20 protein-coding genes are annotated in these 25241 nt (G+C 71.6%); 12 read left to right on the plus strand and 8 right to left on the minus strand.

The features are described 5' to 3' along the window. Nucleotide 1: 1 nt before the first annotated feature. Nucleotides 2–1597 (minus strand): purple acid phosphatase family protein, encoded by a 1596-nt coding sequence (locus tag ABTY15_RS12220; protein ID WP_350580612.1) that lies wholly within the window; start codon nt 1595–1597, stop codon nt 2–4. Between the two features lie 177 nt (nt 1598–1774). On the opposite strand from ABTY15_RS12220, the gene ABTY15_RS12225 reads away from it, so the two are divergent. Then, entirely contained in the window at nt 1775–3283 is a 1509-nt protein-coding gene (locus ABTY15_RS12225; RefSeq protein WP_350580624.1) for a glycosyltransferase family 39 protein, read from the plus strand. A 1-nt stretch (nt 3284) separates the two neighbouring features. Here the strand turns inward: ABTY15_RS12225 and ABTY15_RS12230 are convergent, their stop codons facing one another. From ABTY15_RS12230 to ABTY15_RS12240, 3 genes are all read right to left on the minus strand, one after another. Continuing rightward, the gene (locus ABTY15_RS12230) at nt 3285–3809 is read right to left on the minus strand and encodes a hypothetical protein (protein WP_350580627.1); all 525 of its coding nucleotides are present in this window, start codon (nt 3807–3809) and stop codon (nt 3285–3287) included. Between the two features lie 102 nt (nt 3810–3911). Then, nucleotides 3912–4568: a GNAT family N-acetyltransferase gene (locus ABTY15_RS12235; protein WP_350580633.1), complete on the minus strand. Its 657-nt coding sequence runs from the start codon at nt 4566–4568 to the stop codon at nt 3912–3914. A gap of 56 nt (nt 4569–4624) precedes the next feature. After that, complete coding sequence (locus ABTY15_RS12240) at nt 4625–5977, minus strand: SMI1/KNR4 family protein (protein ID WP_350580648.1); 1353 nt, start codon at nt 5975–5977, stop codon at nt 4625–4627. A 594-nt stretch (nt 5978–6571) separates the two neighbouring features. Between ABTY15_RS12240 and ABTY15_RS12245 the strand changes: the two genes are divergently transcribed. The 4 genes from ABTY15_RS12245 to ABTY15_RS12260 all read left to right on the plus strand — a co-directional run bounded on the left by ABTY15_RS12245 (nt 6572) and on the right by ABTY15_RS12260 (nt 8960). Next, nucleotides 6572–7096 carry a DUF6879 family protein gene (locus ABTY15_RS12245; protein ID WP_350580653.1) on the plus strand — a complete coding sequence of 175 codons (525 nt, stop codon included), beginning with the start codon at nt 6572–6574 and terminating at the stop codon, nt 7094–7096. 26 nt (nt 7097–7122) lie between these two features. Beyond that, entirely contained in the window at nt 7123–7971 is an 849-nt protein-coding gene (locus tag ABTY15_RS12250; protein WP_350580656.1) for a helix-turn-helix domain-containing protein, read from the plus strand. 181 nt (nt 7972–8152) lie between these two features. After that, on the plus strand, nt 8153–8395 hold the full coding sequence (locus tag ABTY15_RS12255; RefSeq protein ID WP_350580658.1) for a DUF397 domain-containing protein: 243 nt from the start codon (nt 8153–8155) through the stop codon (nt 8393–8395). A 151-nt stretch (nt 8396–8546) separates the two neighbouring features. Next, nucleotides 8547–8960 (plus strand): hypothetical protein, encoded by a 414-nt coding sequence (locus tag ABTY15_RS12260; protein ID WP_350580661.1) that lies wholly within the window; start codon nt 8547–8549, stop codon nt 8958–8960. Between the two features lie 116 nt (nt 8961–9076). On the opposite strand, the gene ABTY15_RS12265 is transcribed toward ABTY15_RS12260, so the two are convergent. Then, on the minus strand, nt 9077–9928 hold the full coding sequence (locus ABTY15_RS12265; RefSeq protein ID WP_350580663.1) for an S-methyl-5'-thioadenosine phosphorylase: 852 nt from the start codon (nt 9926–9928) through the stop codon (nt 9077–9079). Nucleotides 9929–10135: 207 nt separating this feature from the next. On the opposite strand from ABTY15_RS12265, the gene ABTY15_RS12270 reads away from it, so the two are divergent. Further along, nucleotides 10136–10792 carry a transglycosylase family protein gene (locus tag ABTY15_RS12270; protein ID WP_350580666.1) on the plus strand — a complete coding sequence of 219 codons (657 nt, stop codon included), beginning with the start codon at nt 10136–10138 and terminating at the stop codon, nt 10790–10792. Between the two features lie 202 nt (nt 10793–10994). Continuing rightward, nucleotides 10995–11735 (plus strand): hypothetical protein, encoded by a 741-nt coding sequence (locus ABTY15_RS12275; protein ID WP_350580671.1) that lies wholly within the window; start codon nt 10995–10997, stop codon nt 11733–11735. A gap of 100 nt (nt 11736–11835) precedes the next feature. On the opposite strand, the gene ABTY15_RS12280 is transcribed toward ABTY15_RS12275, so the two are convergent. The 3 genes from ABTY15_RS12280 to ABTY15_RS12290 all read right to left on the minus strand — a co-directional run bounded on the left by ABTY15_RS12280 (nt 11836) and on the right by ABTY15_RS12290 (nt 16237). Beyond that, on the minus strand, nt 11836–13743 hold the full coding sequence (locus ABTY15_RS12280) for an APC family permease (RefSeq protein WP_350580674.1): 1908 nt from the start codon (nt 13741–13743) through the stop codon (nt 11836–11838). Between the two features lie 284 nt (nt 13744–14027). Beyond that, nucleotides 14028–15692, minus strand: coding sequence for a multicopper oxidase family protein (locus ABTY15_RS12285; protein ID WP_350580677.1), 1665 nt, complete (start codon nt 15690–15692; stop codon nt 14028–14030). Nucleotides 15693–15793: 101 nt separating this feature from the next. Further along, nucleotides 15794–16237 carry a DUF6153 family protein gene (locus tag ABTY15_RS12290; RefSeq protein WP_350580680.1) on the minus strand — a complete coding sequence of 148 codons (444 nt, stop codon included), beginning with the start codon at nt 16235–16237 and terminating at the stop codon, nt 15794–15796. 230 nt (nt 16238–16467) lie between these two features. Between ABTY15_RS12290 and ABTY15_RS12295 the strand changes: the two genes are divergently transcribed. The 5 genes from ABTY15_RS12295 (at nt 16468) to ABTY15_RS12315 (ending at nt 25237) form a co-directional block, all read left to right on the plus strand. Then, nucleotides 16468–18867 (plus strand): collagenase, encoded by a 2400-nt coding sequence (locus tag ABTY15_RS12295; RefSeq protein WP_350580683.1) that lies wholly within the window; start codon nt 16468–16470, stop codon nt 18865–18867. Between the two features lie 158 nt (nt 18868–19025). Next, nucleotides 19026–19427, plus strand: coding sequence for a hypothetical protein (locus tag ABTY15_RS12300; RefSeq protein WP_350580685.1), 402 nt, complete (start codon nt 19026–19028; stop codon nt 19425–19427). Nucleotides 19428–19430: 3 nt separating this feature from the next. After that, nucleotides 19431–21137 (plus strand): alpha/beta hydrolase, encoded by a 1707-nt coding sequence (locus ABTY15_RS12305; protein WP_350580689.1) that lies wholly within the window; start codon nt 19431–19433, stop codon nt 21135–21137. Then, nucleotides 21134–21658, plus strand: coding sequence for a hypothetical protein (locus ABTY15_RS12310; protein WP_350580694.1), 525 nt, complete (start codon nt 21134–21136; stop codon nt 21656–21658). Before ABTY15_RS12305 ends, ABTY15_RS12310 begins: the two co-directional genes overlap by 4 nt. A 195-nt stretch (nt 21659–21853) precedes the next feature. Continuing rightward, nucleotides 21854–25237, plus strand: coding sequence for an ATP-binding protein (locus ABTY15_RS12315; protein ID WP_350580697.1), 3384 nt, complete (start codon nt 21854–21856; stop codon nt 25235–25237). The last annotated feature ends 4 nt before the right edge of the window (nt 25238–25241 follow it).

Below are 25241 nucleotides of genomic sequence, written 5' to 3' on the forward strand. Positions count from 1 at the left end.
GTTACCGACGGCCGGCGGCCACCTTGGCGTCGTTGTCCTCGTCGTTGTCCTCGTCGTCGCCCCAGCCGTCGCTGCGGTCGCGGAACAGGGTGAAGCGGTCGAACAGCACCGGCGTCGGGTACGGGTTGGCGGCGGTAGCCGGCACCGAGTGGTAGTAGCTGACGGTGATGGTGGTGCGGCCGCCGGGGACCAGACCCGGGTCGACGTCGAAGACCGCGACGCCGTAGGGGTACTTGGTGTCCGGGTCCGTCACCGCCGACCAGTGGGCCTTCTCCTTGGCGTCCGGGTCGGCCTTGAAGGTGAGCCGCTGGGTGCGCACGAAGGCCTCGCGCACGCCGTCGCCGTCGGCGGGCAGGTAGACGTCGTCGTGGCCGGCGGTGCCGCCGCCGCCGAGGATCAGGTGGACGGTGCCCTGCGAGGTGTCGATCTGCTTCAGGTCGTCGTCGGCCACCGCCGGGGTGAGCAGGCCGCCCGGGGCGGTGCCGCGGACCGGGTGGGTGCGCTCGTAGTCGTGGTCGTGGCCGGCCAGCACCAGGTCGACGGAGTAGCGGTCGAGCAGCGGCAGCAGCTTCTCGCGGATGCCCATGTCGCCGCCGTGGCTGGCGGAGGAGGAGGACATCGCGAACTGGTGCATGTTGGCGACGATCCAGTCCACCGAGCGGCCGCGCCGGGCCCGCGACAGCACCCGCTCCAGCCAGCGCAGCTGGGCGCCCTCGCTGTAGTCGCTGATGTAGATGGACTGGCCGGTGGCCGGGTCGAGGCTGGCGTCGTCCTCGACCACGATGTCGTTGCCGTCCAGGCTCACGAACAGCACCGAACCGACCTGGAAGCTGTACCAGTTGCCGCAGTAGTCGCGGGTGCCGTTGTCGGGCAGCTCGAAGCGGGTCAGGTAGGAGGCGTACCCGAGGTCCCCGCCGCCGGCCTCCACCTCGTGGTTGCCGGGCGCGGGCATCCACGGGCGGTTCGCGGCGGACTTCGACAGGTTGTTCATGAACGCGTTCCAGGCCTGCGGCTGGAGCTGCGGGTTGTTGTTGGCGTACGCGAGGTCGCCGTTCAGCAGGTGGAACAGCGGGGCGAACTGCTCCACCTGGCGCACGGCCGCGGCGCCGTGGATCGAGGACTTCTTGAACACGTTGTCGCCGGTGCCCAGGTCACCGAAGCTGGTGAAGCGGAACGCCGCCCGGCCGCGCTTCGGCGCCGTCCTGAAGGTGCCGCGCACCGGCTCGGCGCCGTCGTGCAGCACCTCGTAGACGTACGTGGTGTCCGGCCGCAGGCCGTCCAGGCGCACGTGGTGGGTGTACGTCTCGACCTTGTTGAGCCCGTCCACGTACGAGCGGGTCTCCGCGTCCACGGTGTGCCCGGCGCCGCCGCGCGGCGTGCCGATCCGGACCCGGGGGCGGCTGACGGAGGCGCCGGTCGCCCAGGAGACCGTCATCTCGCGGGACGGCTCGTTGCCCCACTGGAGGTGGATCTGCTCCGGGCCGGGGGTGCCGGCCAGCGCCGGCTGCGTCCACAGCAGGGTAGACGCGGGCAGCGCGGCGAGCGCGCCGGCCGCCGTACCGGTCCGAAGGACCGTTCTACGCGAAAGGTGTGACATTGAGGCCTCCTGGGCTCCGAGAAACGCCCAGGAGAGTCGCAGATGGGACGGGACTTCAGAACCACATTGGACAGTGCGTTCGGCGAACGTCAGTTGAACGCTGGCCCGGACCACCGCCCGACGTGACGCGTCTCCCCGCCCCTTCCCGTATGCCATGGCGGCTGCCAGACTCGGGCCATGGCCGTTCGGGGGGATGAGCCGGGGACCGACCCGGTCATGGCGCTGCCGGCGTTCGCGGTGCGCCCGGTCGCGGGGGTGGCCGGCGGGGTCGCCGCGGTGCTGCTCCTGCTGTCGGGGCGGTACGGGTTCCATCGGGACGAGCTCTACTTCCGGGTCGCCGCGCAGCACCTGGACTGGGGCTACGTCGACCAGCCGCCGCTGACACCGCTGTTGGCGCGCGTCTCGACGCTCTTCGGGGACGGACCGACCGCGCTGCGCGTGATCCCCGCCCTGCTCACCGCCGCCGGCATCGTCCTGGTGGCGCTGCTGGCCCGGGAGTTCGGCTCCGGACGGGCCGGGCAACTGCTCGCCGCCTGCGCCGCGGCGCTGTCGGCGTACGTCCTGGCGGTCGGGCACCTGCTGCTGACCAGCACCGTCGACGTGCTGATCTGGCTGGCGGTCTGCCTGGCCGCGCTGCGCCTGCTGCGGACCGGCGAGGGGCGCTGGTGGCCGGTCGTCGGCGCCTGCGCCGGGATCGGCCTGCAGAACAAGGACCTGGTGCTGCTGCTCGGCGCCGCGCTCGTCCCGGCCGTGCTGTACACCGGCCCGCGGCAGGTCCTGCGCGGCTGGTGGCCGGTGGCCGGGCTGCTGCTGGCCTCCGTCATCGCGGCACCGAACCTGTGGTGGCAGGCCGCGCACGGCTGGCCGGAGCTGACCGTCGCGGGCGGCATCTCCGACCAGGACGGCCTGGACAACCGGCTGATGTTCGTCCCGATGCAGATCCTCTACCTCTCGCCCGTCCTGGTCTCGATCTGGCTGGCCGGGTTCCGCCGCCTGCGGGACGACCCGGCGCTGCGCTGGGCCCGCGCCTTCGGCTACGCCTACCCGCTGCTCTGCCTGCTGGTGCTGGCGAGCGGCGGCAAGCCGTACTACGCGCTGCCGCTGCTGCTGGTCCTGACCGCGGCCGGCTGCGAGCCGGTGGTGCGACGGGCCTGGACCCCGCAGCGGCGGCGCGGGTTCGCGGCCTGGCTGGCCTTCGGCGCCGCCCTCAACCTGGTCATCACCCTGCCCGTGCTGCCGCCCCGGCTCATCCCCACCGTCAACTGGATCTACCGCGAGCAGGGCGAGCAGTTCGGCTGGCCCCGGCTGGCGGCGGCCGCCGCCGACGGCTGGCGGGCGGTCCCGCCCGAACTCCGGTCCCGCACCGTCGTCTTCGCCACCAACTACGGCGAGGCCGGCGCCCTCGCCGAGTACGGCCCCGGCCTCGGCCTGCCCGCCCCCTACTCCGGCCACATGAGCTTCGCCGACTGGGGCCCGCCGCCGGACTCCGCCGACGGGCCGGTCCTGCTCGTCCACCCCGACAAGTACCCGGCCGTGGAACGGGAGTTCACCGGCTGCCGGGTCGTCGCCCGGGTCGACAACGGCGCGGACGTCGGCAACGAGGAACAGCACACACCGATCCTGATCTGCACCGGCACCACCGCGCCCTGGTCCCAACTGTGGCCGAGGCTGCGGCAGTTCTACTGATCTACTGAGGAGTCGGAGGCATCAGGCAGCGGGTGCCGATCCGGAAGAGCAGGAACTTCCCCCCGACGGTGGTCTCGACGCTGACCAGGTCGCGGTCCGAGGGCTGGTAGGCGTCCATCAGGGCGGCCACCTTGCCGTCCACGGTCTCCCGGTAGCCCTTGATCGTGTACTTCTGCTGTTCGAGCATCGCGCGGATCCTGCGGACGGCCTCGGGGTGCTGGTCCAGCGGCGCGGAGCTGTAGACCGCGTACGACATCGTGTACCGGCCGTCCGTGGCGACCTCGCCCTTCTCGCCGACGCAGTCCTCGAATTCCGGCTCCGCACTGCCGGGGTCGAGGGTGACACCGGCGGTCCGGGCCATCGACTCGGTCAGCTGCCGGGCCCAGCCCTGGGTGTCCTCGCGGGCCCTGACCGGCAACGGCGAGTTGGGATCGTTCCAGGACATGCACCCGCCGAGGACGAGCGGCAGGCAGAGCGCCACGGCGGCGACGCGGAGGCGTCGGGCACCGACGTTGGGACGGCCCACGGATTCATTCTCCCTGCTCACACGTTCTTCGATCACCAGGGAGGCTATGGCGATGGGCGGGCCGCTTCCTATCCGTACAAGTACTCAGCCCCGTACAAATACTCAGCTGGCGCCGGGGTCGATCCCGAACAGCTCCGCATAGCCGGCCAGCCCGGTCACCGTGACGGGCGGGCGCTCCCGCGACTCCCAGTCCGATCGGGAGAGCCGCAGCCGCTGGGACTCCACCACCTTGCCGTCGAGGACGTCCCGGGTGATGCCGTCGGGCTGGTAGCCGAGCCGGCGGGAGACGGTCAGCGAGGAGAGGTTGTCCGTGAACGACATCGAGGTCGCCGACTCGGCGCCGAGCCCGGCGAAGACCAGGTGCAGCATGCCTACGCGCATCTCGGTGCCGATGCCCCGGCCGTGGTGCTCCAGGCCGAGCCAGGAGCCGGAGACGATCTCGCGCCGGACGCCGAACTCCTTGGCCCGCACGTCCTGAATGCCCACCGGCCGCCCGTCGAGGAACACCACCAGGTTCAGCGCCCAGTCCTGCGGGGTCCACCGACCGAGCCGCTTCCAGTGCAGCTGGAGCACGTGCCGGGCGCGCTCGGCGGGCGGCAGCTCGCCCCAGGGGACGAGGAACGGCCTGACGTCCGGCGCGTGCACGCCCCGCGCGGCGACCTCGGCGACCTCCGCGAGTTCGTCCTCGGACGGAAGTCGCAGCTCCAGGCGGGCCGTTCGGACGCGCAGGCCGTGCAGCGGCCAGTGATCGATCAGCATCCGGACAGCATGCTTGATCATCCACGGCCGACGCACCGCAATTTACGGCAGCGGCCTCATGCGGGCAGCGGCCCGAGCTCGCCCTCGATGAGGGTCTCGGTGACCGGCGGGCGGTCCCGGAGCGCGAGGAGTTCGTTGGCCAGCGCGTACACCAGGCGCGGGTCCTCGTCCCCGCGCGTCGTGATCGCCGCCGCGGCCAGGCTGCGCGGGACGGCGCCGACGTCGAGCAGCACCCGCCAGTCCGCCGGCGGGAGTTGCAGGAACTCCAGGCCGGTCAGCCGGCCGATCTCCAGCGGGTCGGCGAGCGTGCCGGGGTAGGCGGTCAGGGTGCGCAGGCGGGGCAGGCCGAGGACGGGGGCGAGGCTGAACGGCTCCTCGTCCCACACCCCGAACTGGAGCACCTCCAGGTCCGGATGGGCCACGGCCTCGACGCTCCGCAGCGCCTGGTGGTGGATCATGGCCGTCACCGGCGGCTTGTCCCGACGGTGTCCGCCGTACCAGTCCCGCTCCGGGCCCGTCACCAGCTCGGTGAGGGATTCGGCGAACAGGCAGGCGCCGATGCTCTGTTCGTGGTCGAGCACGATGATCTGCCCGAGGTGGCCGCGCGGGCCCGGCGTCAGGTCGACGGCGACGCGGTCGCCCCCGCCGGAGTCGCCGATGACGATCCAGCCCGGTGAGTCGACCAGGTCCTGCACCGCCGCGTCGGGCAGGGTCTGCACCGCCTTCGTCGCCGCCTGCTCCCAGCGGAACGACGGACGCCACTTGTCGCCCACCGCAAGGCGGTCCAGGGAGCCCAGTTCGAATCCGACGGCGTCGAAAACGCGGTCCGCGACGTCGTAGTCCTCGCCCCAGTCCTCCCAGCGCGCCCGGGTCACCCGGTAGAGCACCTTCAACTCCTCCGGCAGCGCGACGCCCAGGCGCTCCTCCGCGGCCGCGATCTCCGCCTCGGTGGCGCCGATCGCCTCGGGTATCCGCTCGCGCAGCGTCCGCTCCAGCAGCGCCAGGTCCACCGACGGGGCCGGCCGCGCGCCCGGCGACGGCTCGGGCAGCCGACGCCAGGGCTCGGGGACGGCGCCCTCCACCAGCGTCAGCGCGCCCGGATGCGCGTTGCCGAGCGGGGCGTCGACGGCCGGGCCGGGGTCGAAGACGTGCAGCACCGCCTTCCCGCTCGGCGGGATCTCCACGACGAACGAGACGTCGTCCACCCCGGCCGCCGTCAACGCCTCCCGCACGCGCTCGATCGCGTCGAACTCCTCCCGCCTGCCGGACGCCCGCGTCACCACGCTCGACCAGCCGCGGCCGATGCTCCCCGCCACGAACCCGCCCGGCGCGGCCAGGCGTTCCGCGTGGGCGGTCCGCAGCAGTCGCAGCAGCGGCTCCCAGGTGGCGAAGTCGTACAGCGAGGACAACCCTGGCCTCCGGTCGGTGAGTCGGTTCGGTGATCGCGACGACCCCGATGATGCCAGCCGCCACCGACAGTCCCGCCGACCCGGCCGCCACTGCCCGCTGGCGGGCGCCCGGCCCGGCGCTCACGCTGGGCCAACTGTGCTACCAGGGTGGGGATTTCAGTGGTAGCAGAGCGACGTCCTGATCACCGTGCCCTCGTGCTCGGCGTTACTCATCCGCTGGCCAACGAGAAGATCCCACCGGCAGAGAACGGCACTACCAGACCCGGCCATTCGGTTACCCAAGTCCACTGAAATGGTGACAGCCAGTGGCGGCGCGCGGCGCGATGGCTACCACCACGGCTTGTACAGCCGGGCACAGCCGGCCCGATAGGGAGGATCACATGCCGCTACGGTTCATCGGCAAGGATGACAAGTCAGGCGATCACGGGTCACCAGCCGTCTTCATCGACGAAGAAACCTCCGATTTCGTCATCCAGGGTTGAAGGATCGATGCCGAAACCGAGGCCCAGGTTCTCGCTACCGGCCCGATCCCCGATCACGAGGCGGTGGTACGTGTGCCCAGGCGTATGGCGAACCTACTCAGGGAGGCACTGAATGTCGCAGAGCTTGAATAGTTTTGCCGACCTCATCCGCACTACGGAGCAGTCGGCGCTCCACCTGGAGCTGAGAGACGTGTACTCGGTCGACAACGAGGCCGAAGGCTTCCAGGCATGGAAGGACGGTCGCCGCCTCGACCCGATGAATCGGGCTAGCTGGTGGCGGCCATGGCTCGATCTGGTCCAAGAGGTCACCGCCAGGGGTGTCGTCGTCCGGCGTGCCCGAATCGTCTCCGAGCCCGCGAGCGAATACATCCGCTACGAGCACTCCTTCACGTTCACGAACGTGGCCGGTGGCGAGGAGGTCCGCTGGTTGCCAAGACGCCATGCGAGCGATCTTGCGCTTCCTGGAAACGACTTCTGGTTGTTCGACGGGAAGCTCGTGCAGTTCAACATCTTTGACGGCGATGGTCGCTGGGTCCATACCGACGAAACCTCGGACCCCACGGTTGCAGCGCGTTGCGCGGCAGCCTTCGATGCCGTCTGGGAACGGGCGGTTCCGCACGAGAAGTTCACCATCTAAGCCCTGCGAGCACAGTCGATCGGTCAATGTCTTCCTCTCCTCTCTCCAGTGCACAGGCCGCACGGAAGGCAATCGCTGATCAGCTCGATCAGATCAGAAGGGATGCCGGCAAGACTGGGCTGGAACTGGCCGACGAGTGCGGATGGCACAAGTCGAAGTCGTCGCGGATCGCGCGTGGCATCACCATGCCATCCGACGAGGACATCCGCGCCTGGTGCACTGCCTGTGGCGTGCCGGAACGTGCCCCCGATCTGATCGCCGCCTCACGCACCGCAGAATCGATGTACACGCGGTGGCGTGATCTCCACCGCAACGGCATGACGCGCGTCCACCAGACAACGACGCCGCTCTACCAGCGCACGCGGCGGTTCCGCGTCTATGCCTCGAATCTCATGCCCGGCATGACGCAGACCGGCCCTTATGCAACGGGCTTGTTGAAGTCGATCACCGCCTTCCAGGGCACTCCCGATGATGTCGGGAAGGCCGTTCAAGCACGCCTTAACAGGTCGCGGGTCATGGTCGAGGGCGACCATCAGTTCGCGTTGTTGATGGAAGAAGCTGTTCTCTACTACGCGGTTTGCGACGACGAGGACATGGCCGACCAGCTTGATCATCTGCTTGACGTCATGGCTCGCCCGAACGTATCGCTCGGAGTGATCCCCTTCCGGGCGCGCCGCACAGTCTGGCCTCTCGAAGCCTTCTATGCCTTCGACAGCGAGCTTGTTGCCGTCGAAACACTCACAGCCGAGATCAACGTGACCGCACCGGGAGAAATCGGCACCTATCTGCGGGCCTTCGCCGATCTCGCGAGGGTCGCGGTCTACGGCGGAGCCGCGCGCGAGCTCATCCTCAAGGCCCGTAACTCTCGCGGGTGAACCTGTGCAACCGGGTGCAACCCTGTGGAGTCGCCGCCCGGAGTCTCCCTATCTTCTGAGACACCGCCAACAACGCCTTTGAGGATGCGACGGCGTACGGCGGTTCTCAACTCCCGCCCGTCTCATGACGGGTGCGGTGCGGGGGAGGTCCTCGCACCAGAGAGTCAAAGAAGGGATGGTCATGGCGACTGATCTCGGGCTCTACGACCTGAAGCCGGTTCCCGGCGCCGAGCGGACCGCGTTCTGCGGTGGCCCGTGCACCGACGGGTGTGTGGAGATCACCGTGCTGACGGACAACGCGTTCTCCGTCAAGGACAACAAGCTCACGGGCCGGGGCCTGGAGAGCCCCGAACTGCGTATGACCGGCGATGAGTTGGACGCCTTCGCCCTCGGCTGGGCCGAGCGGCGCGGCCTGTCCCTGTGACATCCGCGCCGCCACGGTCGTAGCCCGACGAGAACAGAGGCTCCGTTGCTCCCAATCGCAGTGGGAGCAACGGAGCCTCCTCCCCATGAGGGTAAGGCACTGCATGAGTCACCACATTCACGGCTACCGATGGTCCGGCCGAGGTGCGGAATTGATCACCGATGAGGGACGACGGCCCGAGCATCCACATTTCGATCCGACGCACCCGAGCATCGCCGACAGGAAGCGGCCGGTCCTGCTGTTCAAGCTCGACGACCGGCCACCGTTCATGGTGCACCACTGGCTTCTCAAGTCGGCCCGGCCGCACGAGACTTTCGAGTACCCGAAGCAGGCCGTTGACTGGTTGGTCGAGGAGTGGAGCACGGTTGGCGCAGAGGCCGCGGACCATGTCTCCCTGCCGACCCGCGGAGCCTCTGCTCGGGAACAGTTGGAGCAGGGCAACGACGTGGCGTGGCAAGTGTGGTTCCCATCCGGCGCCGTCATCTGCCGGGCAGCCGTGCCGTGCCCTACGCGAGGTGTCCACGGACCTGTGGTGCCGTGCCCGATCAGCTGGCATCGCGGATAGTCATGGATCTGGACCAGAGCAAGCCGAGCGGCGCGGGAAGTCGGCAGATCCGACTTCCCGCGCCTCCCACCGGCTGACTACGGCCACACCCGGCCGGGGCCGGCCTGCGAGTGGGCTCAGACGCCCGGGAGGCCGGTGGTGAGGCCGTCGAGGGCGTGGGAGCAGACGCAGTCGCGGGTGGTGGGGAGGCTCTCCAGGGCCTTGAAGAGGACGGTGCGCAGGCGGTCGACGTTGCCCGCGAAGACCTTCAGGACCTCGGTGTGGGTGACGCCCTCGCCGGTTTCGACGCCGGCGTCGAGGTCGGTGACCAGGGCCAGGGAGGTGTAGCAGAGGCCGAGTTCGCGGGCGAGGACGGCCTCCGGGTGGCCGGTCATGCCGACCACCGACCAGCCGTTGCCGCCGTACCAGCGGGATTCGGCGCGGGTGGAGAAGCGCGGGCCCTCGATCACCACCAGGGTGCCGCCGTCGACCGGTTCCCAGGCCGCGTCGCGGGCGGCGTCCAGGGCCACCCGCCGCCCGGCCGGGCAGTACGGGTCGGCCATCGAGACGTGCACCACCTCGGGCACCGTGCCGTCGGGCAGCGGCAGCCCGTCGTAATAGGTCTGCACCCGGCCCGAGGTCCGGTCGACGAACTGGTCCGGGACGAGCAGGGTGCCCGGCCCGTACGCGGGTTGCAGCCCACCGACCGCGCAGGGGCCGAGCACCTGCCGCACGCCGAGCGAGTGCAGGGCCCACAGGTTGGCCCGGTAGTTGATCCGGTGCGGCGGCAGGCCGTGCCCGCGTCCGTGCCGGGGCAGGAAGGCGACCCGCCGGCCGGCGACCTCGCCGAGGAACAGCGCGTCGCTCGGCGGCCCGTACGGCGTGTCGACCCGTACCTCGGTCACGTCGTCCAACAGCGCGTACAGCCCCGATCCGCCGATCACGCCCAGGTCGGCCACGGCGCGCGGGGTGTCCAGATCATCAGTCATGGCGCCCACTCTAGGAGGCGCGAACAGCGGACGGACCCGTTCGGCCGCTACGGCCGAACGGCCGCGGGCCACCGGGGTGGTGCCGGGCGGCCGTGCGGGTGACCTGTCGGACGTGTCGACGGCCGCGCTCCCCGTCGAACGTGCGTCGGTGGGAGTGCGCCGTCTCCGGACGGCGTACGTCCCTGTCCCCGGACCTGAGAGCCGCCGATGCCTCCCACCGCTTGTCTCCGCCGCCTGGTACCCACCGCCCTGTGCGCCCTCGCCGTGGCGCTCGCCGCCCCCGCGGCCCAGGCCGCACCGCCGGGCGGTAGCACCGGGGCCGACCCCGGCGGGAGGTACGACTGGGAGAACGTGGCGGCCTGCGAGAGCAGCGGCAACTGGCACGTCAACACCGGCAACGGCTACTTCGGCGGCCTCCAGTTCGACAACCCGACCTGGCGGGAGAACGGCGGCCTCGCCTACGCCCCGCGCGCCGACCTGGCCAGCCGCGAGCAGCAGATCGCCGTCGCCCAGCACCTCGCCGAGCGTCGCGGCCTCTCCCCCTGGCCGGTGTGCGGCGCCCGCGCCACCCGCGACCACGACCGCGGCCACGACCACGACCACGACCACGACCGTGGCCACGAGCGGGCCCGCGACCACGCCCGCGACCACGCTCGCGACCACGACGCCGTGCTGCCGCCGCCGTCCGCGACCCTTCTGGGCGACGGCGAGTGGCGGGTCCGCGAGGGCGACACCCTGGCCGACCTCGCCGACACCCTGCGCGTCCCCGGCGGCTGGCCCGCCCTCTACGCGCTCAACCGCACCGCCGTCGGGGACGACCCCGACCTCATCCAGCCCGGCCAGGTGCTCCGCATCCCCACCTGAGCCCGCTGCTCCGCCCCACCCCCGCCGCCCGCGCGCCCCGAGAAGGCCCGCGGGCGGTGGCACGTCATGGGGCGGGAAGGCGGTGTGACAGAACCAGGACGTACCCGTGCTTCCGCCGTGCCCGGCGGCACCCCTACCCTTTCGCGGTGTCAAGCCCCTTATCCGCAGCGCGCGTTCGCCGTCACGAGGAGCAGGAGCAGCCATGCCCGGCAGTCAGAGCGTCGAGGAGTCGGAAGAGGAATTCGCGGAATGGGACCACCGGGCGGTCACCGCGCTGTGCGTGGTCGTGATCGTCGGGTCGACCGTGGCGGGCGTCCTGGAAGTCCCGCTGGCGTGGCAGATGCCGTTCCTGTTCCTCGCCATCTACGTGATCATGCGGGCGCTGGTCCCGCTGAGGGCGTCGAAGAAGGAGCTGACCGGGCTGCGCAGGGAGCTCCGGCAACTCCGCGAGAGCATCGACCGGTCGGCGCCGGCGCGGATCGAGCACTACCCGACGGCCGCCGACTTCTACGGGGCGCTGAGCGCCTACCTCCAGCGCGGGGTGCGCAACCTCGACACCTGGTACGTCCGGACCGGCACCCCGGACGAGTTCAGCCGGTCGACCCAGGAGTTCGCCGACTACTTCCAGCGGGTGCTGGTCTGGGCCCGGGATGGCGGCTCGGTGCGGCGGCTGTTCTGTTCCGGTTCGTCCGCCGAGTTCTCGGACTGGACGGCCCGGCACCGCGCCAACACCCGCGACCTCACCCGCTACGAGATCAGGGAAGTCAGCTGGTCCATCGGCACGGACCTGATGAGTCTGGCCATCCTGGACGACCGCGCGGTCTTCCTCGCCTTCACCGTCGGCCCCCGGGTGCAGGGGATGCGGATCGAGGGCCCGGAGGCGGCGAAGTACTTCAAGGAGTACTTCGACCGCCACTGGGAGAACGCCCACATCGTCCGCTGACCGGCACCGGGTCGCCGCAGAATCCGGCGACGACTGAACCCCGGGAACGCCGTCGGCCCGCCCGGTCCTGCTGACCGGGCGGGCCGACGGGGTCGGAGGATCAGCCGACGTGGATGCGCGGGCGGCGGGAGCGGTCCGGCTCCGCCTCGCGCAGCACCTCGCGGGTGACCGGGGCGACGTCGCCCTGCCCGAACAGGAAGAAGCGCAGGAACTGGGCGAACGGGTTGCCCTCCGTCCACTCGAAGTAGACGTGCGGGATCTGCCCGGTCCGGTCCCGGACGGTCAGCGCGAGCGCCGCGATCGCGTTGGAGATGGACGAGCCCTCCAGCGTCAGCACCCGGTAGCGGCCGTGCAGCACCTCGCCGTGGACGGTGAGCTTGGCCTCGAAGTCGGACGGGTCGCGGACGGTGACCTCGACGAACACCAGGTCGTCCTCGGCCGGGATGTCGTTGTCGGTGCGGATCTGCCGGGTCTTGTCGCGGTACTCGGCGACGTCGCGGTTGCTGGGCTCGTTGGCGATCAGCCGGATCGGGCGGTGGTTGTAGTCACGGACGAAGCGCTCGGCGACGGAGTCCAGCTCGACGTCGGTGACGCGCAGCTCGAAGGCGCGCCGGAGCCGGGAGAGCAGCGACACCAGGATGATGCCGGCGATGAAGCAGGCGCCGATCTTGAGGCCGTCCGGCCGCTCGGTGACGTTCAGCCCGGTGGTGTAGAGGAAGACCGCCGCGATGATCGCGAAGGCGACGGTCCAGCCGCGCTGCCCGGCCTTGTGGGCGGCGATGGTCACGGCGATCGCCGCCGAGCTCATCAGCACCAGCACGCCGGTCGCGTAGGCGCCGCCCTGGGCGTCGACGTCGGCGTTGAAGATCCAGGTGATCAGGAAGCCGACCAGGGTGAGCACGATCACCATCGGCCGGACGGCGCGCGCCCAGTGCGGCGCCATGCCGTAGCGCGGCAGGTAGCGCGGCAGCAGGTTGAGCATGCCCGCCATGGCGGAGGCGCCGGCGAACCAGAGGATGGCGATGGTGGAGAGGTCGTAGACGCTGCCGAAGGCGCCGCCCAGGTACTCGTGGGCGAGGTAGGCGAGGGCGCGGCCGTTGGCGTCGCCGCCGGTCTCGAACTCCTTGGCCGGGATCAGCAGGGTGGTGATGAAGCTGGTGGCGATCAGGAAGACGCTCATGATCACGGCGGCGGTGGTGAGCAGCTTGCGGGTGCCGCGGATGCGGCCGGCCGGGTTCGCCTCGGTGTCCTCGGGGCCGCCCTGGATGTGCGGCATCACGGCGACGCCGGTCTCGAAGCCGGACATGCCGAGCGCCAGCTTGGGGAAGACCAGCAGCGCCACGCCGACCATCATGACCGGGTTGCCGTGCTGGGCGGTCAGCGCGTCGGTCCAGTCGGTGACCACGTGCGGGGCCTGGATGATCTTCCAGATGCCGACGGCCACCACGACCACGTTCAGCGCCAGGTAGACCCCGACCAGGGCGACGGCCATGCCGATCGCCTCGCTGAAGCCCTTCAGGAAGACGCCGCCGAGCAGTGCGACCAGGATCAGCGTGATCAGCACCTGCTTGCCGCCGAGGACGCTGGTCAGGTGCGGGTTCTCCACCAGGTGCGCGCTCGCGTCGGCGGCGGACAGCGTGATGGTGATGATGAAGTCCGTCGCCGCGAAGCCGAGCAGCGCGAGGACGAACAGCTTGCCCTTCCAGAACGACAGCAGCCGCTCCAGCATCGAGATCGAGCCCTCGCCGTGCGGGCTCTCCTGGGCGACCCGCCGGTAGACCGGCAGCGCGCCGAGCAGGGTCACCAGGACCAGCACGATCGTCGCGATCGGCGACAGCACGCCGGCCGCGAGGGCGGCGATACCCGGCTGGTAGCCGAGGGTCGAGAAGTAGTCCAGGCCGGTCAGGCACATCACCCGCCACCAGCGCTGGCCCTCGTGGCCGCCGGACTCCCCCGAATCCGCGCCCGCGTCCGCACCCCCGTGCGGTTCGGTCTTGCTGGCGGACATGTCCGCCAGCAGCCAGCTGCGGAGGCGTATTCGCGCCGACGGCGACGCCGCGACCGGCTGCTCCGTCCTCTCCGCCGTCTCCGTCGAACCCGACGAAACCACCTTGCACCTCTTGATTGAAGACCCCGTGAATGCGCCGTCGGGCGACGGCAGTGCGCCAGGCTATGCGACCGGCGTTAAGAGCACGTCATCGGGCCGCGTTAAGAAAACGTCATGGTCGCGGCGGGGTTGGTGGCACCGGGCCGGGGGGGCGTCCCCCGGCCCGGCGCCGCACCGCCGCCCGGTCAGGCCCGGTAGCCGAGGACGGTCATCATGCCCGTCTCCGCGTGGTACACGTTGTGGCAGTGCACCATCCACAGGCCCGGGTTGTCGGCGTCGAAGTCGACGGCCAGGGTCGCGCCCGGCAGCACGATCGCGGTGTCCTTGCGGGGGCCGTCGCCGGCCAGCGCGAAGCTGTGGCCGTGCAGGTGCACGGGGTGCCACATGGCGGTCGCGTTCCGGAACTCCAGCCGCACCCGCTCCCCCGCCGCCACCGGGTAGCGCTGCGCGGGGTCGTACTTGCGGCCGTTGAACGCCCAGTCGGCCTTCGCCATGCCGCCGGTGAGCTCCAGCTTCACCGTCCGGTCCGGGGCCCTGGCGGGCAGCCGCACGCTCGGGTCGGCCTTGAGCTGCGCCGCACCGAGCAGCCGTCCGTCCAGTTCGGCGGGGCGGGTGGCGGCGTCGGGCGCGGTGCCGCCGCCGGTGCGCAGCAGGGCGAGCGCGGAGGCGTTCTTGCCCTCGGCGAGCGCGGTCAGCGGGAAGACGCCGTCCTTGGCGGTGACCAGGACGTCGTAGCGCTCGCCCATGCCGAGCAACAGGGCCTGGGTGGTGGCGGGCTCGACCGGGAAGCCGTCGGTGTGGGAGACGGTCAGCTCGTGGCCGCCGAGGGCGACCCGGTAGGCGGTGTCGCCGCCCGCGTTGATCAGCCGGATCCGGATGCGGTCGCCGGGCTTGGCGGTGAAGGTCTCGGGGGCGGTCGCGAGCCGGCCGTTGACCAGGTGGAACGGGTGGGCGACGTCCCCGGCGTCGCCGCCGAGCAGGGCACTGGTCGCGCCCATCAGCATCCGGGCCGGGCCGCTCTGGGCACCGGGCGTGCCGGCTGCACTGGGCATTCCGCCCATCCCGGGCATGTCGTGGCCACCCATGCCACCCATGCCGCCGGTGCCGCCCATCCCCGACATGTCGTGGCCGCCCATCCCGCCCATGCCCTTGGCGAGTTCGGCGAGCACCGCATCCGGGGTGCTGCCGTCGACGCCGTCCACCCAGTCGTCCAGGACGACGACCCACTCCTTGTCGTAGCGCAGCGGCTCCTTCGGGTCCTCGACGATCAGCGGCGCGTACAGGCCGCGGTCCTGCTGGACGCCCGTGTGCGGGTGGAGCCAGTACGTGCCGGGGTGGGTGAGCGCGAAGCGGTAGTCGAAGGAGGCGCCGGCCTTGACGGCGGCCTGGGTGAGGCCCGGGACGCCGTCCATGTCGTTGCGCAGCGCCAGGCCGTGCCAGTGCAGCGAGGTGGGCTGCGGCAGATGGTTGGCGAGGGTGACGGCGAGCGTGTCGCCGACGGTGGCGCGGACCTCCTGGCCGGGCAGCCGGTCGCCGTACGCCCAGCTGCGGACGGTGCGGCCGCCGAGGTCCAGGGTGGTCTCGGTGGCGGTGAGCGCGACCTTGCGCTCCGGGCCGGGGTTGCGCTTCGCCTCGGCGGCGGCGACCTCGGGGCCGTTGGGGGCGAGGTAGCCGCCCGGGGTCGCGGCGCCGGTGGCGGCGGCAGTCGGGCTGTTGCTGCCGCTGTCGCCGCCGTGGCCCATGGCGGCGTGGTCCATGCCCTTCATGGAGTCGGAGCAGGCGGTGAGCAGGCCGGTGCCGGCGGCGGCGAGTGCCGCGCCGAGCACGGTACGACGGGTGGGTGTGCGCATGACGGAGTGCACCTCGTGCGGTGGTGTGGGTGTGGGTCGGACGTCGCGTCGGCCGTTCCGTGCGCGGACATGTGCGCGGGCACGGGACGGCGGGCGCGCGCCTACTGACGCAGCACCGACAGCCGGGTGAGGAGTATCCGTCCGCCCAGGGGCGGTGGCAGCGCCCGGACGGCGCGCAGCAGACGTGCGCGGACGGCGGCGGCGGGGTCACCGCTGCGGCGCAGCAGCTGGCGGGCGACGAGGAGGACCAGGGTCCAGCCGGCGAGGACGGCGAGGCAGACGGCCATCGGGTCCATCCCGCCGGCGGCGGGAGCGAGGTCACGGATCACCGTGCGGGCGTCGCCGACAACCGCGTGGTCGTGGCCGATCGCCATTCGGTCGTTGCCGACAACCATGCGGTCGAGCTGCCGGGCCGCCATGGGGGCGGAACCGTGCCGCCCCTCGTGTCCACCGGCCGGGTGGCCGAGCGTGTGCATCGTCACGATGCCGAGCAGCAGGGCGGCGAGGAGCAGCAGCCTGCGGACGCGCGGTCGCCGCCTCTCCACCGTCGCCCACCTCCCGACCGATCACGCCGCCCGCACCGTTTACCCCCGCAGGGTATCCCGGGAACAGCGCTCGAACCGAGTGGGGGTCAACTGTGTTCACCCCCTTGTCGAGTGCAATTTCACATTGCTATGTTACGGCCACTGGGACTGCTCTGGCATGGCCCTGTCATTCAAATTCCCCCATTTCCCCCATTCACACCGCCCTGCCACTTCCCCCTCCAGGAGAATCGGTGTCAACTTCCCGCGTTGCCAAGCGAGTTCTGCTCGCCGCCGCGATGGCCACCACGCTCACGCTGCCCACCCTGCAGAGTGCCCAGGCCTTGACCCCCACCACGACGTCCGCCCCCTCCGCACCGGCCCCCGCACCCGTGCCCGCACCCACCGCAGACCCCGACCAGCGCACCGCCTACGACGACGCCGACCACCTCGGCGCCGACGCCGCCAAGCCCGGCGCCCCCGCGCCCGCCCCCGGCGGCGGCTCCCTCGGCGCCACGCCGATACCCGGCCTGCTCCCCGACCACGTGGGCGCCCCCGCCCCCACCGCCGGCCAGCTCGCCGTCACCACCGGCACCGCCGTCGCGCCCACCACGGCCGCGGGCGTGCCCTGCACCGTCGACGGCATGACCGGCCTCGGCGCCGACCAGCTCGTCGCCTTCCTCACCGACCCGGCCGTCACCGCCGACGGCTGCCTGCGCTCCGTCATCTGGACCTGGGACGCCCGCTTCGCCACCAGCATGGACAACGCCCACGTCCAGGCCGTCGCTCAGCGGATCGTCCAGCTGTCCGCCGGCGACGACGGCAGCGGCTCCTCGCACCTCTACGAGCTGTGGACGTACCTGCACGCCACCGTCTACCACGCCTTCAGCCACCACGAGCTGAACGTCGCCGACCCGGCCACGCTCGCCGCGATCCAGCAGGCCGTCACCGTCTACACCGGCAGCGCGCACGCCTTCGACCGCACCGACCTCGCCGCCAACATCCTGCGCGAGGCCACCATCACCGCCGGCGCCGACGGCCTGCGCCAGCACAACCTCGGCCTCGCCCGCCGCATCCTCGGTGTGCTCGCCCCCGGCACCGCCCTCGCCGACAGCGGCGCCTGGGGCAACGCCGTCCTCCAGGCGCTCAACCTCAACTACCTGGGCATCAACAACCAGGACCCGGCCTTCCTCAGCGCCGTCGCCGCCGACGCCGACTACCGCGCCGCCTTCCGCGCGTACGCCTCCTGGGGCCACCTCAAGGGCACCCGCAACGCCTGGGCCGCCCGCGACGCCGTCGGCGAGTACGGCCGCTTCGGCCAGGTCCCGGCCCTGCACGACGCCGCCGTCGCCGACCTCGGACCGCTCATCGACACCACCAGGGCCACCTTCGGCGAGTGGTCCGACCCCTGGGCCAAGGCGATCGGCTGGGCCAACACCTACGGCGTCTGCCAGCAGTTCGGCGTCTGCGTCGCCGACCTGGAGAACAAGCTGTTCCCCAACACCTACCGCTACGACAACGGCGCCATCGAGGTCCGCACCGCCCTCGACAAGGCCACCGTCGACCAGATGTACTACGCCAGCAAGCAGGTCAAGAGCCAGTACTTCCGCGTCCTCGGCACCGACCAGCCGCTCGCCGGCGACACCAACGCCACCCTGCACATCCACCTGTACGCCTCGCGCGCCGACTACGAGGTCTACCACCCGATCCTCACCGGCTACGCCACCAACAACGGCGGCATCTACATCGAGCGCGGCTCCACCTTCTACACCTACCAGCGCCGCGTCCCGCAGGACTCCACGCTCACCCTCGAGGAACTGTTCCGCCACGAGTACGTGCACTACCTCAACGGCCGCTGGGCGGTGCCCGGTTACTTCGGCGACCCGCGCTGGTACGCCAAGGACAAGACCACCGCGATGGACGAGGGGACGGCCGAGTTCTTCGACGGCTCGACGCGCGACCAGGGCATCCTGGTGCGCAAGTCGCTGGTCCGCAAGCTCGCCTCCGACGAGGCCGCCGGCATCCCCCGGATGACCATCGCCCAGCTCCTGCACGCCAGTTACGACGACGCCCCGGCCTTCCACTTCTACAACTACGCCGGCACCTTCTTCGAGTTCCTCTGGGACGACCACCCCTCCCTGCTGCGCGAGATGTACGGCTACCAGCGCGCCGACGACCCGGCCGGCTTCGACGCCTGGCGCGACCGCCTCGGCGCCGACGCCGCCCTCCAGCAGGAGTACTTCGCCTTCCTCGACGAGCAGATCAAGGACCTCGACGGCCTCTACGTCCCCAGCACCTCCTTCGTCCAGAACGGCTCGCTCGACTACGCCTGGCCGTCCGAGGTCCAGGCCGCCATCACCAGGGCCACCCAGTCCACGCCGGTCTGCAAGGACAACGGCGACTGGGACAACAAGCCGATGCGCTTCATCTGCACCGGCCGCATCACCGCCAACCTCGCCGACTCCACCGACCCGGACCAGGTCTTCAAGGACATGTCCGACACCGTCGACTACTTCATCCTGACCCGCACCAAGAACGTCCCCGGGGCCAACAACCTCAACGACATGAACTGCACCTTCGGCAAGGTCGACGTCTGGTCCACCGGCCGGGCCGGCACCGCCGACTACACCTGCGAAGGGCCGCTCCGCCGCTGACCGTACCCGGCGGACTCCCGGGCGCGGTACGGACGGTGGGATCCGTACCGCGCCCGCACACATCCCCCGGATTTCCCCCGTCGAGGATCCGTTAGCATGCCCGGCAGCTACGACGATCACGGACCCGGAGACTCCGGGTCCGGACGCATGGGGGAAGCATGGCAGATCCTGACCTGGCCTTGGAGTTCAAGGTCAACCCGGCCGAACTGGACGGCTGCGGACAGAGCGCCCAGCACATCGGTGGTCTCATCCCGGGCGAGACCTCGAAGATCACCGATCCGTGCAGCCAGGCCGCCGGCGGCTTGCAGGGCTTCCTCACCGCCGCCGCGGTACGCGACTGCGGCACCAACTGGAAGACGCTGCTGGACAAGCTCGGCGGCGACATGACCGACGTCGGCGGCAAGCTCGCCACCTCGGCCGCCTACTACCGCCAGGTCGAGAAGGACATCCACGGGAGCATGCGGAACCCCTCCGCACCGATCCCGAGCGAGCCGGACCCCTTCGGCACGGCCGTCGTCCCGGGCCCCGTGAAGCCCCGCAGCGCGAAGGCGGCCGAGTAAGCGATGGACATCAAGACCCTCCACGACGCCGACTTCATCAACCTCATCACCGCGAAGACCGCCTTCGACACCCTGGCCACCGCCTTCGGCCAGCACGTCGAGAACTGGCAGCACGAGGTCGTCGACCGGCTGAACCACTCGCAGTGGACCGGGACCGCCGCCAGTCACGCCCAGGCCAGGATCCAGCTCCTGGAGAACGAGCTCCAGGCGGCCCAGCAGGAGATCGGCCTGGTCAGCAGGGCCCTGAACGACGCCTCCGAGGGCTTCGCCGCCGCCCAGGCGCACCTGATCAGCGCCCTCGACGACGCCAAGACGCACAAGCTGACCGTCGCCGCCGACGGCGGGATCACCTGGGACAACGACCCCAACTCCGCCAACTTCGCCGGCAAGGACGCCGAGTCGCTGGCCCACCAGATCAGCAGCCGGATCACGGCCGCGCTCACCGAGGCCGACCACGCGGACCAGACCATCAGCGCCCGGCTCGCCCACCTGGCCAGCAACGCGAGCAACGGCACCGGACTCGACTCCGCCACGGCGAAGACCGACCTGGCCGCCGCGAACGCGCTCGAAACGGTCCCCGCCGCCGGCACCGACCCGAACAGCGTCAAGGGCTGGTGGAACAGCCTGACCGACGAGCAGCAGCACCGGATGATCCTCAACCACCCCGACCAGATCGGCAACCTCGACGGCGTCCCCGCGGTCGCCCGGAACGAGGCCAACCAGATCAACCTCCAGCGCGGCAAGCAGGACGTCCAGCGCCAGCTCGACGGCCTCGGCCCCGCGCCGAAGCCGACCATCCAGATGGGCCGGGAGATCATGCCGAACCCCGCGTACACCAAGTGGAAGGCCGCGCACGACGAGCTCACCGACAAGATGAACGGCATCACGGCCATCGAGAAGCGGCTGGGCGCCCCGGTCGACGACCAGCACCCGCCCACCTTCCTGCTGGGCTTCGACACCAACGGCAAGGGCCACGCGATCATCGCGGTCAACAACCCCGACACCGCCAACAACGTGTCGACCTACGTCCCCGGCACCGGCGCGCGGCTCGGCAGCATCAACAGTGACATCAACCGCTCGGACCTGATGGTCCAGTCGGCCAACGACGCCAACCGCAAGGCGGGGGACAAGAGCACCACCTCGTCGATCACCTGGGTCGGCTACGACGCACCGCAGTCGATCATCCCCGAGGCCGCGGACGACTCGTACGCGAAGAACGCGGAGGACAAGCTGCACAACTTCGAGGTCGGGCTGCACGCCACGCACGACGGGAAGATCGGGAACAACACCGTCCTCGCCCACAGCTACGGCACCACGACCGTGGGGTACGCCATGCGGGACAAGGGCCTTCCGGTCGACAACGTGGTCCTCATCGCCAGCCCCGGCACCGGCGTCGAGCACGCCAAGGACCTCCGCATCGACCCGAACCACGTGTACGCGGCGCAGAGCCAGGCCGACGCGATCGGCTGGGCCGCCGCCGTCGACCCGGGCGGGATGGCGGACAACTTCGTCGACAACGTCAAGTCCTCCTGGGGCTTCGGCGACGGCGACCACCACCTGATCCACGGCCGACAGACCACCGTCCCCCAGTTCGGCGCCCAGGTCCTGCCCACCAATCCCGAGGGCGGGCACTCCGACTACTGGAACGACGACTCACCCACCCTGCCCGCCATGGGGCGGATCATCGCCGGAAAGCCGGTCTACCAGTGAGCACCACCGAACCCACCCTCCTGATCCGGCGGGCCACCGCCACCGCCGTGCTGGCGGTCACCGTCCTGGCGCTGAACGCCTGCGGCGCGAGCACCGTGCAGGAGCGGTCCAAGCCCACGATCACGCTGGACCAGGCCAAGAAGCAGATCGACGACGACCTCGCCGCCATCCTGGCCAAACTGCCCGTCAAGCCGGCGAACAGCCTGGGCGCCTTCAGCGACCTGGAGTGCGAGGCCAACGACGTCGGCCCGCACGGCAGGACGCAGACCCGCCGGGGATACGACTTCGGTGACGTCCCGTCCGCACCCAAGGCCGAGACGGTGAACGCCTTCCGGACCTTCCTGACCGGCCAGGGCTTCCAGCCGGTGGAGGATCCGGCCGGCGCCCACAACGACTGGGTCCGGCTGAAGAACCAGGACGGCTTCCTCGCCACCCTGGACGGGGTCGCCGACACGAGCCACGACCTCACCCTCCGGGTCAGCTCCCCCTGCGTCTGGCCCAACGGCACACCCCCGGCCTGACAAGCCCTCGGGGCCGCACCCCGGACGAACCCCGGAGGTGCGGCCCCCGAGCGGGCCGGTCCTCGCCCGGATCCTCATGCGAGGCTCGCGGTCATGACTCGGCATCACCACGTGGCGGCCGGGCCCAACGCGGGACAGGAACAGCACATCCTGCCGTCCGTGGCCGCCGTCCCGTGCTCCTATGATGTCCTTGTCATGATCGTATGGAAGGTGCTCGGCTCGTTCCGGGTCGAGGTCGACGGCCGCCCGGTCGACACCGGTGGTCGGCTCGCCCGAATGGTGCTGGTCCAACTGCTGCTCGCCCGTGGGGCCGTCGTGCCCACGGAGCGGATCATCGAGCGGCTGTGGCCGACCCGTGTCCCGTCGAGTGCGCAGGGATCGCTCCAGGCCTACGTCGCGCGTCTGCGGCGCGTCCTCGAACCGGAACGGGCACCGCGCACGCCCGCGCGGCTGCTGGTCAGCGCGCCCTACGGCTACGCCCTCGCCGTCGAGCAGGACGCGGTGGACGCCTGGGCGTTCGAGAGCCGGGTGGCGGCGTGTTCGGAGGCGGGGTTGCCCGCCCGGGTCGCCGCCGAGGGCCTGGCCGAGGCGCTCGCCTCCTGGGGCGGGCAGCCGTACGCGGAGTTCTCCGACGAGCCGTGGACGGCCGGTGAGCGCGCCCGGTTGGAGGAGGTGCACCGCACCGCCCGCGAACGGCTGGCCGCGGCTCGGCTGGGCTGCGGGCAGGTCGCCCAGGCCCTCGACGACGCGGGCACGCTGACCCGGGAGCAGCCGTTGCACGAGGAGGGCTGGCGGCTGCTGGCCCTGGCCCTGTGGGCCCGGGACCGCCAGGGGGAGGCCCTGGCCGCACTGCGGCGGGCCCGCCACGTCCTCGACGAGGAGCTCGGCGTCGAGCCCGGGCCCGCGCTGCTGGAACTGGAACAGGCCCTGCTGCACCAGCGCCTGGACGTGCTCCACCGGGCGACCGGGACACCCGCCGCGGCTCGGACGACCGAAGCGCCCGCCAAGGCGGTGCGCGGTCCGATGGTGACGGTCGACCGCCGTACGCCCACGGTGCTCACGCCCGGTCGGCTCCTGGGCCGTGACGAGGAGCTGTCCCGGCTCGCCGCCGCGGCGGACCGCTCCCGGGCCGGCCGGGCCCAGGTGGTCCTGGTCACCGGCGAGGCCGGCATCGGCAAGTCGAGCCTCCTGGAGGCCGCCGTCCGCCAACTGCCGCAGCAGGGCTGGCTGGTCGGCACCGGGAACTGCCCGGAGACCGACGGCGCCCCGCCCGGCCGGGCCTGGTTCGACATGCTGCCGGCCCTCGCGCAGGCCGCGCCACCGGGCCCGTACGCCGGTGAGCTCGCCCCGCTGCTGGCGCCGGGCACCACGAGCGACACCGAGCAGCCGGACGGCAGCCCCGCCCGGCGCTTCCGCCTGCACCGGGCGCTGCTGGGTTGGCTCCGCGAGACGGCCGAGCGGCGGCCCCTGGCGATCGTGCTGGACGACCTGCACCGGGGCGACCAGGAGAGCATCGAGCTGTTCCTGCTCTGCGCCGAGCAGTTGCGGGACGTCCCGCTGCTCCTGGTGGGCTCGTACCGCACCGGCGAGGGGGACCTGACCGGGGCGCTGGCCCGCCTGGCCGCCTGCTCGCCCGTCCGGCTGGCGATCGGCGGACTGTCGGACGCCCAGGCGAAGGAGCTGCTGCGGCGCGGCGCGGCCGGTATGAGCGAGCACGCCGCGGCGGCGCTCGCCGAACGGGCCGGGGGCAACCCCTTCTACCTGCACGAGAGTTCGCTGCTGATGGCCGGTGAGGGCGAGCAGCAGGCGCTGGCCCGCGTGCCGCAGGGGGTCCAGGACGTCCTGCGGCGGCGCCTCGCCCTGCTCGCGCCGACCGTCACGGCCGGGTTGCGGCTGGCGGCCGTGGCCGGACGCGAGGCCGCGGTGGCCCTCCTGGTCCACGCCGCCGACTGCGATGCCGAGCAGCTCCTCGACGCCCTGGACGCGGGTGTCACCGCCGGGCTGCTCACCGAGCCCCGCCCGGGCACGGTGCGCTTCACCCACGCCCTCGTGCGGGACGCCCTGGAGGACGACCTCACCCGGCTGCGCCTGGCCCGGATGCATTCCCGCCTGGGCCGGAGCCTGATCGCGCTCGGCTCGGACGACGTCGCCGCCACGGCCCACCACCTCCTACAGGCGGCGACGGTGATGACCGCCGACGCCGGACCCGCGGTCCACCACGCCCGGCTGGCGTGCGAGCAGGCGGTGCGCCGCTACGCCCCCCGGAACGCCGAGGCCCTGCTGACCTCGGCCCTCGGCCTCCTCGCCGATCATCCGGCCGCCTTCGCCGACCAGGACGCCACCCTGTTGCGGGTGTCGCTGCTGGGACAACTGGTGGACTGCCGGATCCGGATGGGGGCCGTGGTGCCGGCCCGCGAGGCGCAGCAGCAGGCCGTCCGGGTGGCCCGTGCCGAGGGCCGGGACGACCTGCTGACCGCCGCCTACACGACGTGGACCGAACCGACGCCCTGGCGCGTGCGCGCGTACGCGAGCTTCGACACCGAGGCCGTCGAGGAGCTCAGGACGCTGTTGGAGAGCCCGGCGGCATCCGACCGGCAGCGGTGCCTGCTCCTCGACCAGCTGGCCGACGCGCTCGACGACATCGACCCCGGCGCCGTGGCCGTCTCCCGCGAGGCCGTAGAACTCGCCCGCAGGGTGGGCGAGCCCCGGCTGCGGGGCCTGACGCTCACCTCGCTGCTGCGCCGGGTCGACGGCGAACTCGAACCCGCCGCCTACGCGGAACTCCACCGGGAACTGGCCGAGGTGGCCGCCTCCCAGGACAGCCCCGAGTACGCCTGGATGACGTCCTACATCGCCGCCCGGATCGCCGCCGCCCACAACGACCCGGCCGAGATGGAGCGGTGCCTGGTCCAGGCGGACGGGATCGCCCGCACCTACGAGCTCCAGGGCGCGTTCGCGGTGGCGAGGCTGCGCGATCCCATGCTCGCCATGGCTCGGGGTCGTTTCGAGGAGGCCGAGCAGGCGTTGGGGGCGGGGGTGGCGGAGCTGCGCGCCCGGGGAGCGGTGGACCTCGACGGGCTGGCGGCGCTGGCCGTCGGGTGCATCCGGCTCCAGCAGGGCCGGCTGGCCGAGGTGCTGCCGATGCTGCTCGCGGTGTGGGAGCAGTACCAGCCGGTCAACGAGTCCCTCACCGCTCTCGCGCTGCTGGCCGCCGGCCGGCCCGACGAGGCCCGGGAGGTGTTCGGCCGGCGCGCGCCGCTGCGGCGTGACTTCGCCTTCCTCATCCTGACCGGGCTGCGCGGCGCGGCCGCCATCGCCCTGGAGGACCGGGAGGCGGCCGCCGAGGTCTACCGGGACCTGCTCCCCCTGGAGTCCTCCCCGGGCGGGGCGAGCAGCCTCAGCATCGTCTTCCGGCCCGTCGCACAGACCCTGGGCGACCTCGCCCGGTTCCTGGACCGCCCCGACCGGGCCCGGGGCCACTACCTCGAAGCCGCGCGGGTGGCGGCCGCCTGGGACTCCCCGCTGTGGGCGGACGCCGCACGGACGGCCTTGGACGGGCTGCCGCCGACGCCCGCGTAGCGGC

The organism is Kitasatospora sp. NPDC097643 (genome assembly GCF_040302625.1).
Classification (GTDB): Bacteria; Actinomycetota; Actinomycetes; order Streptomycetales; family Streptomycetaceae; genus Kitasatospora.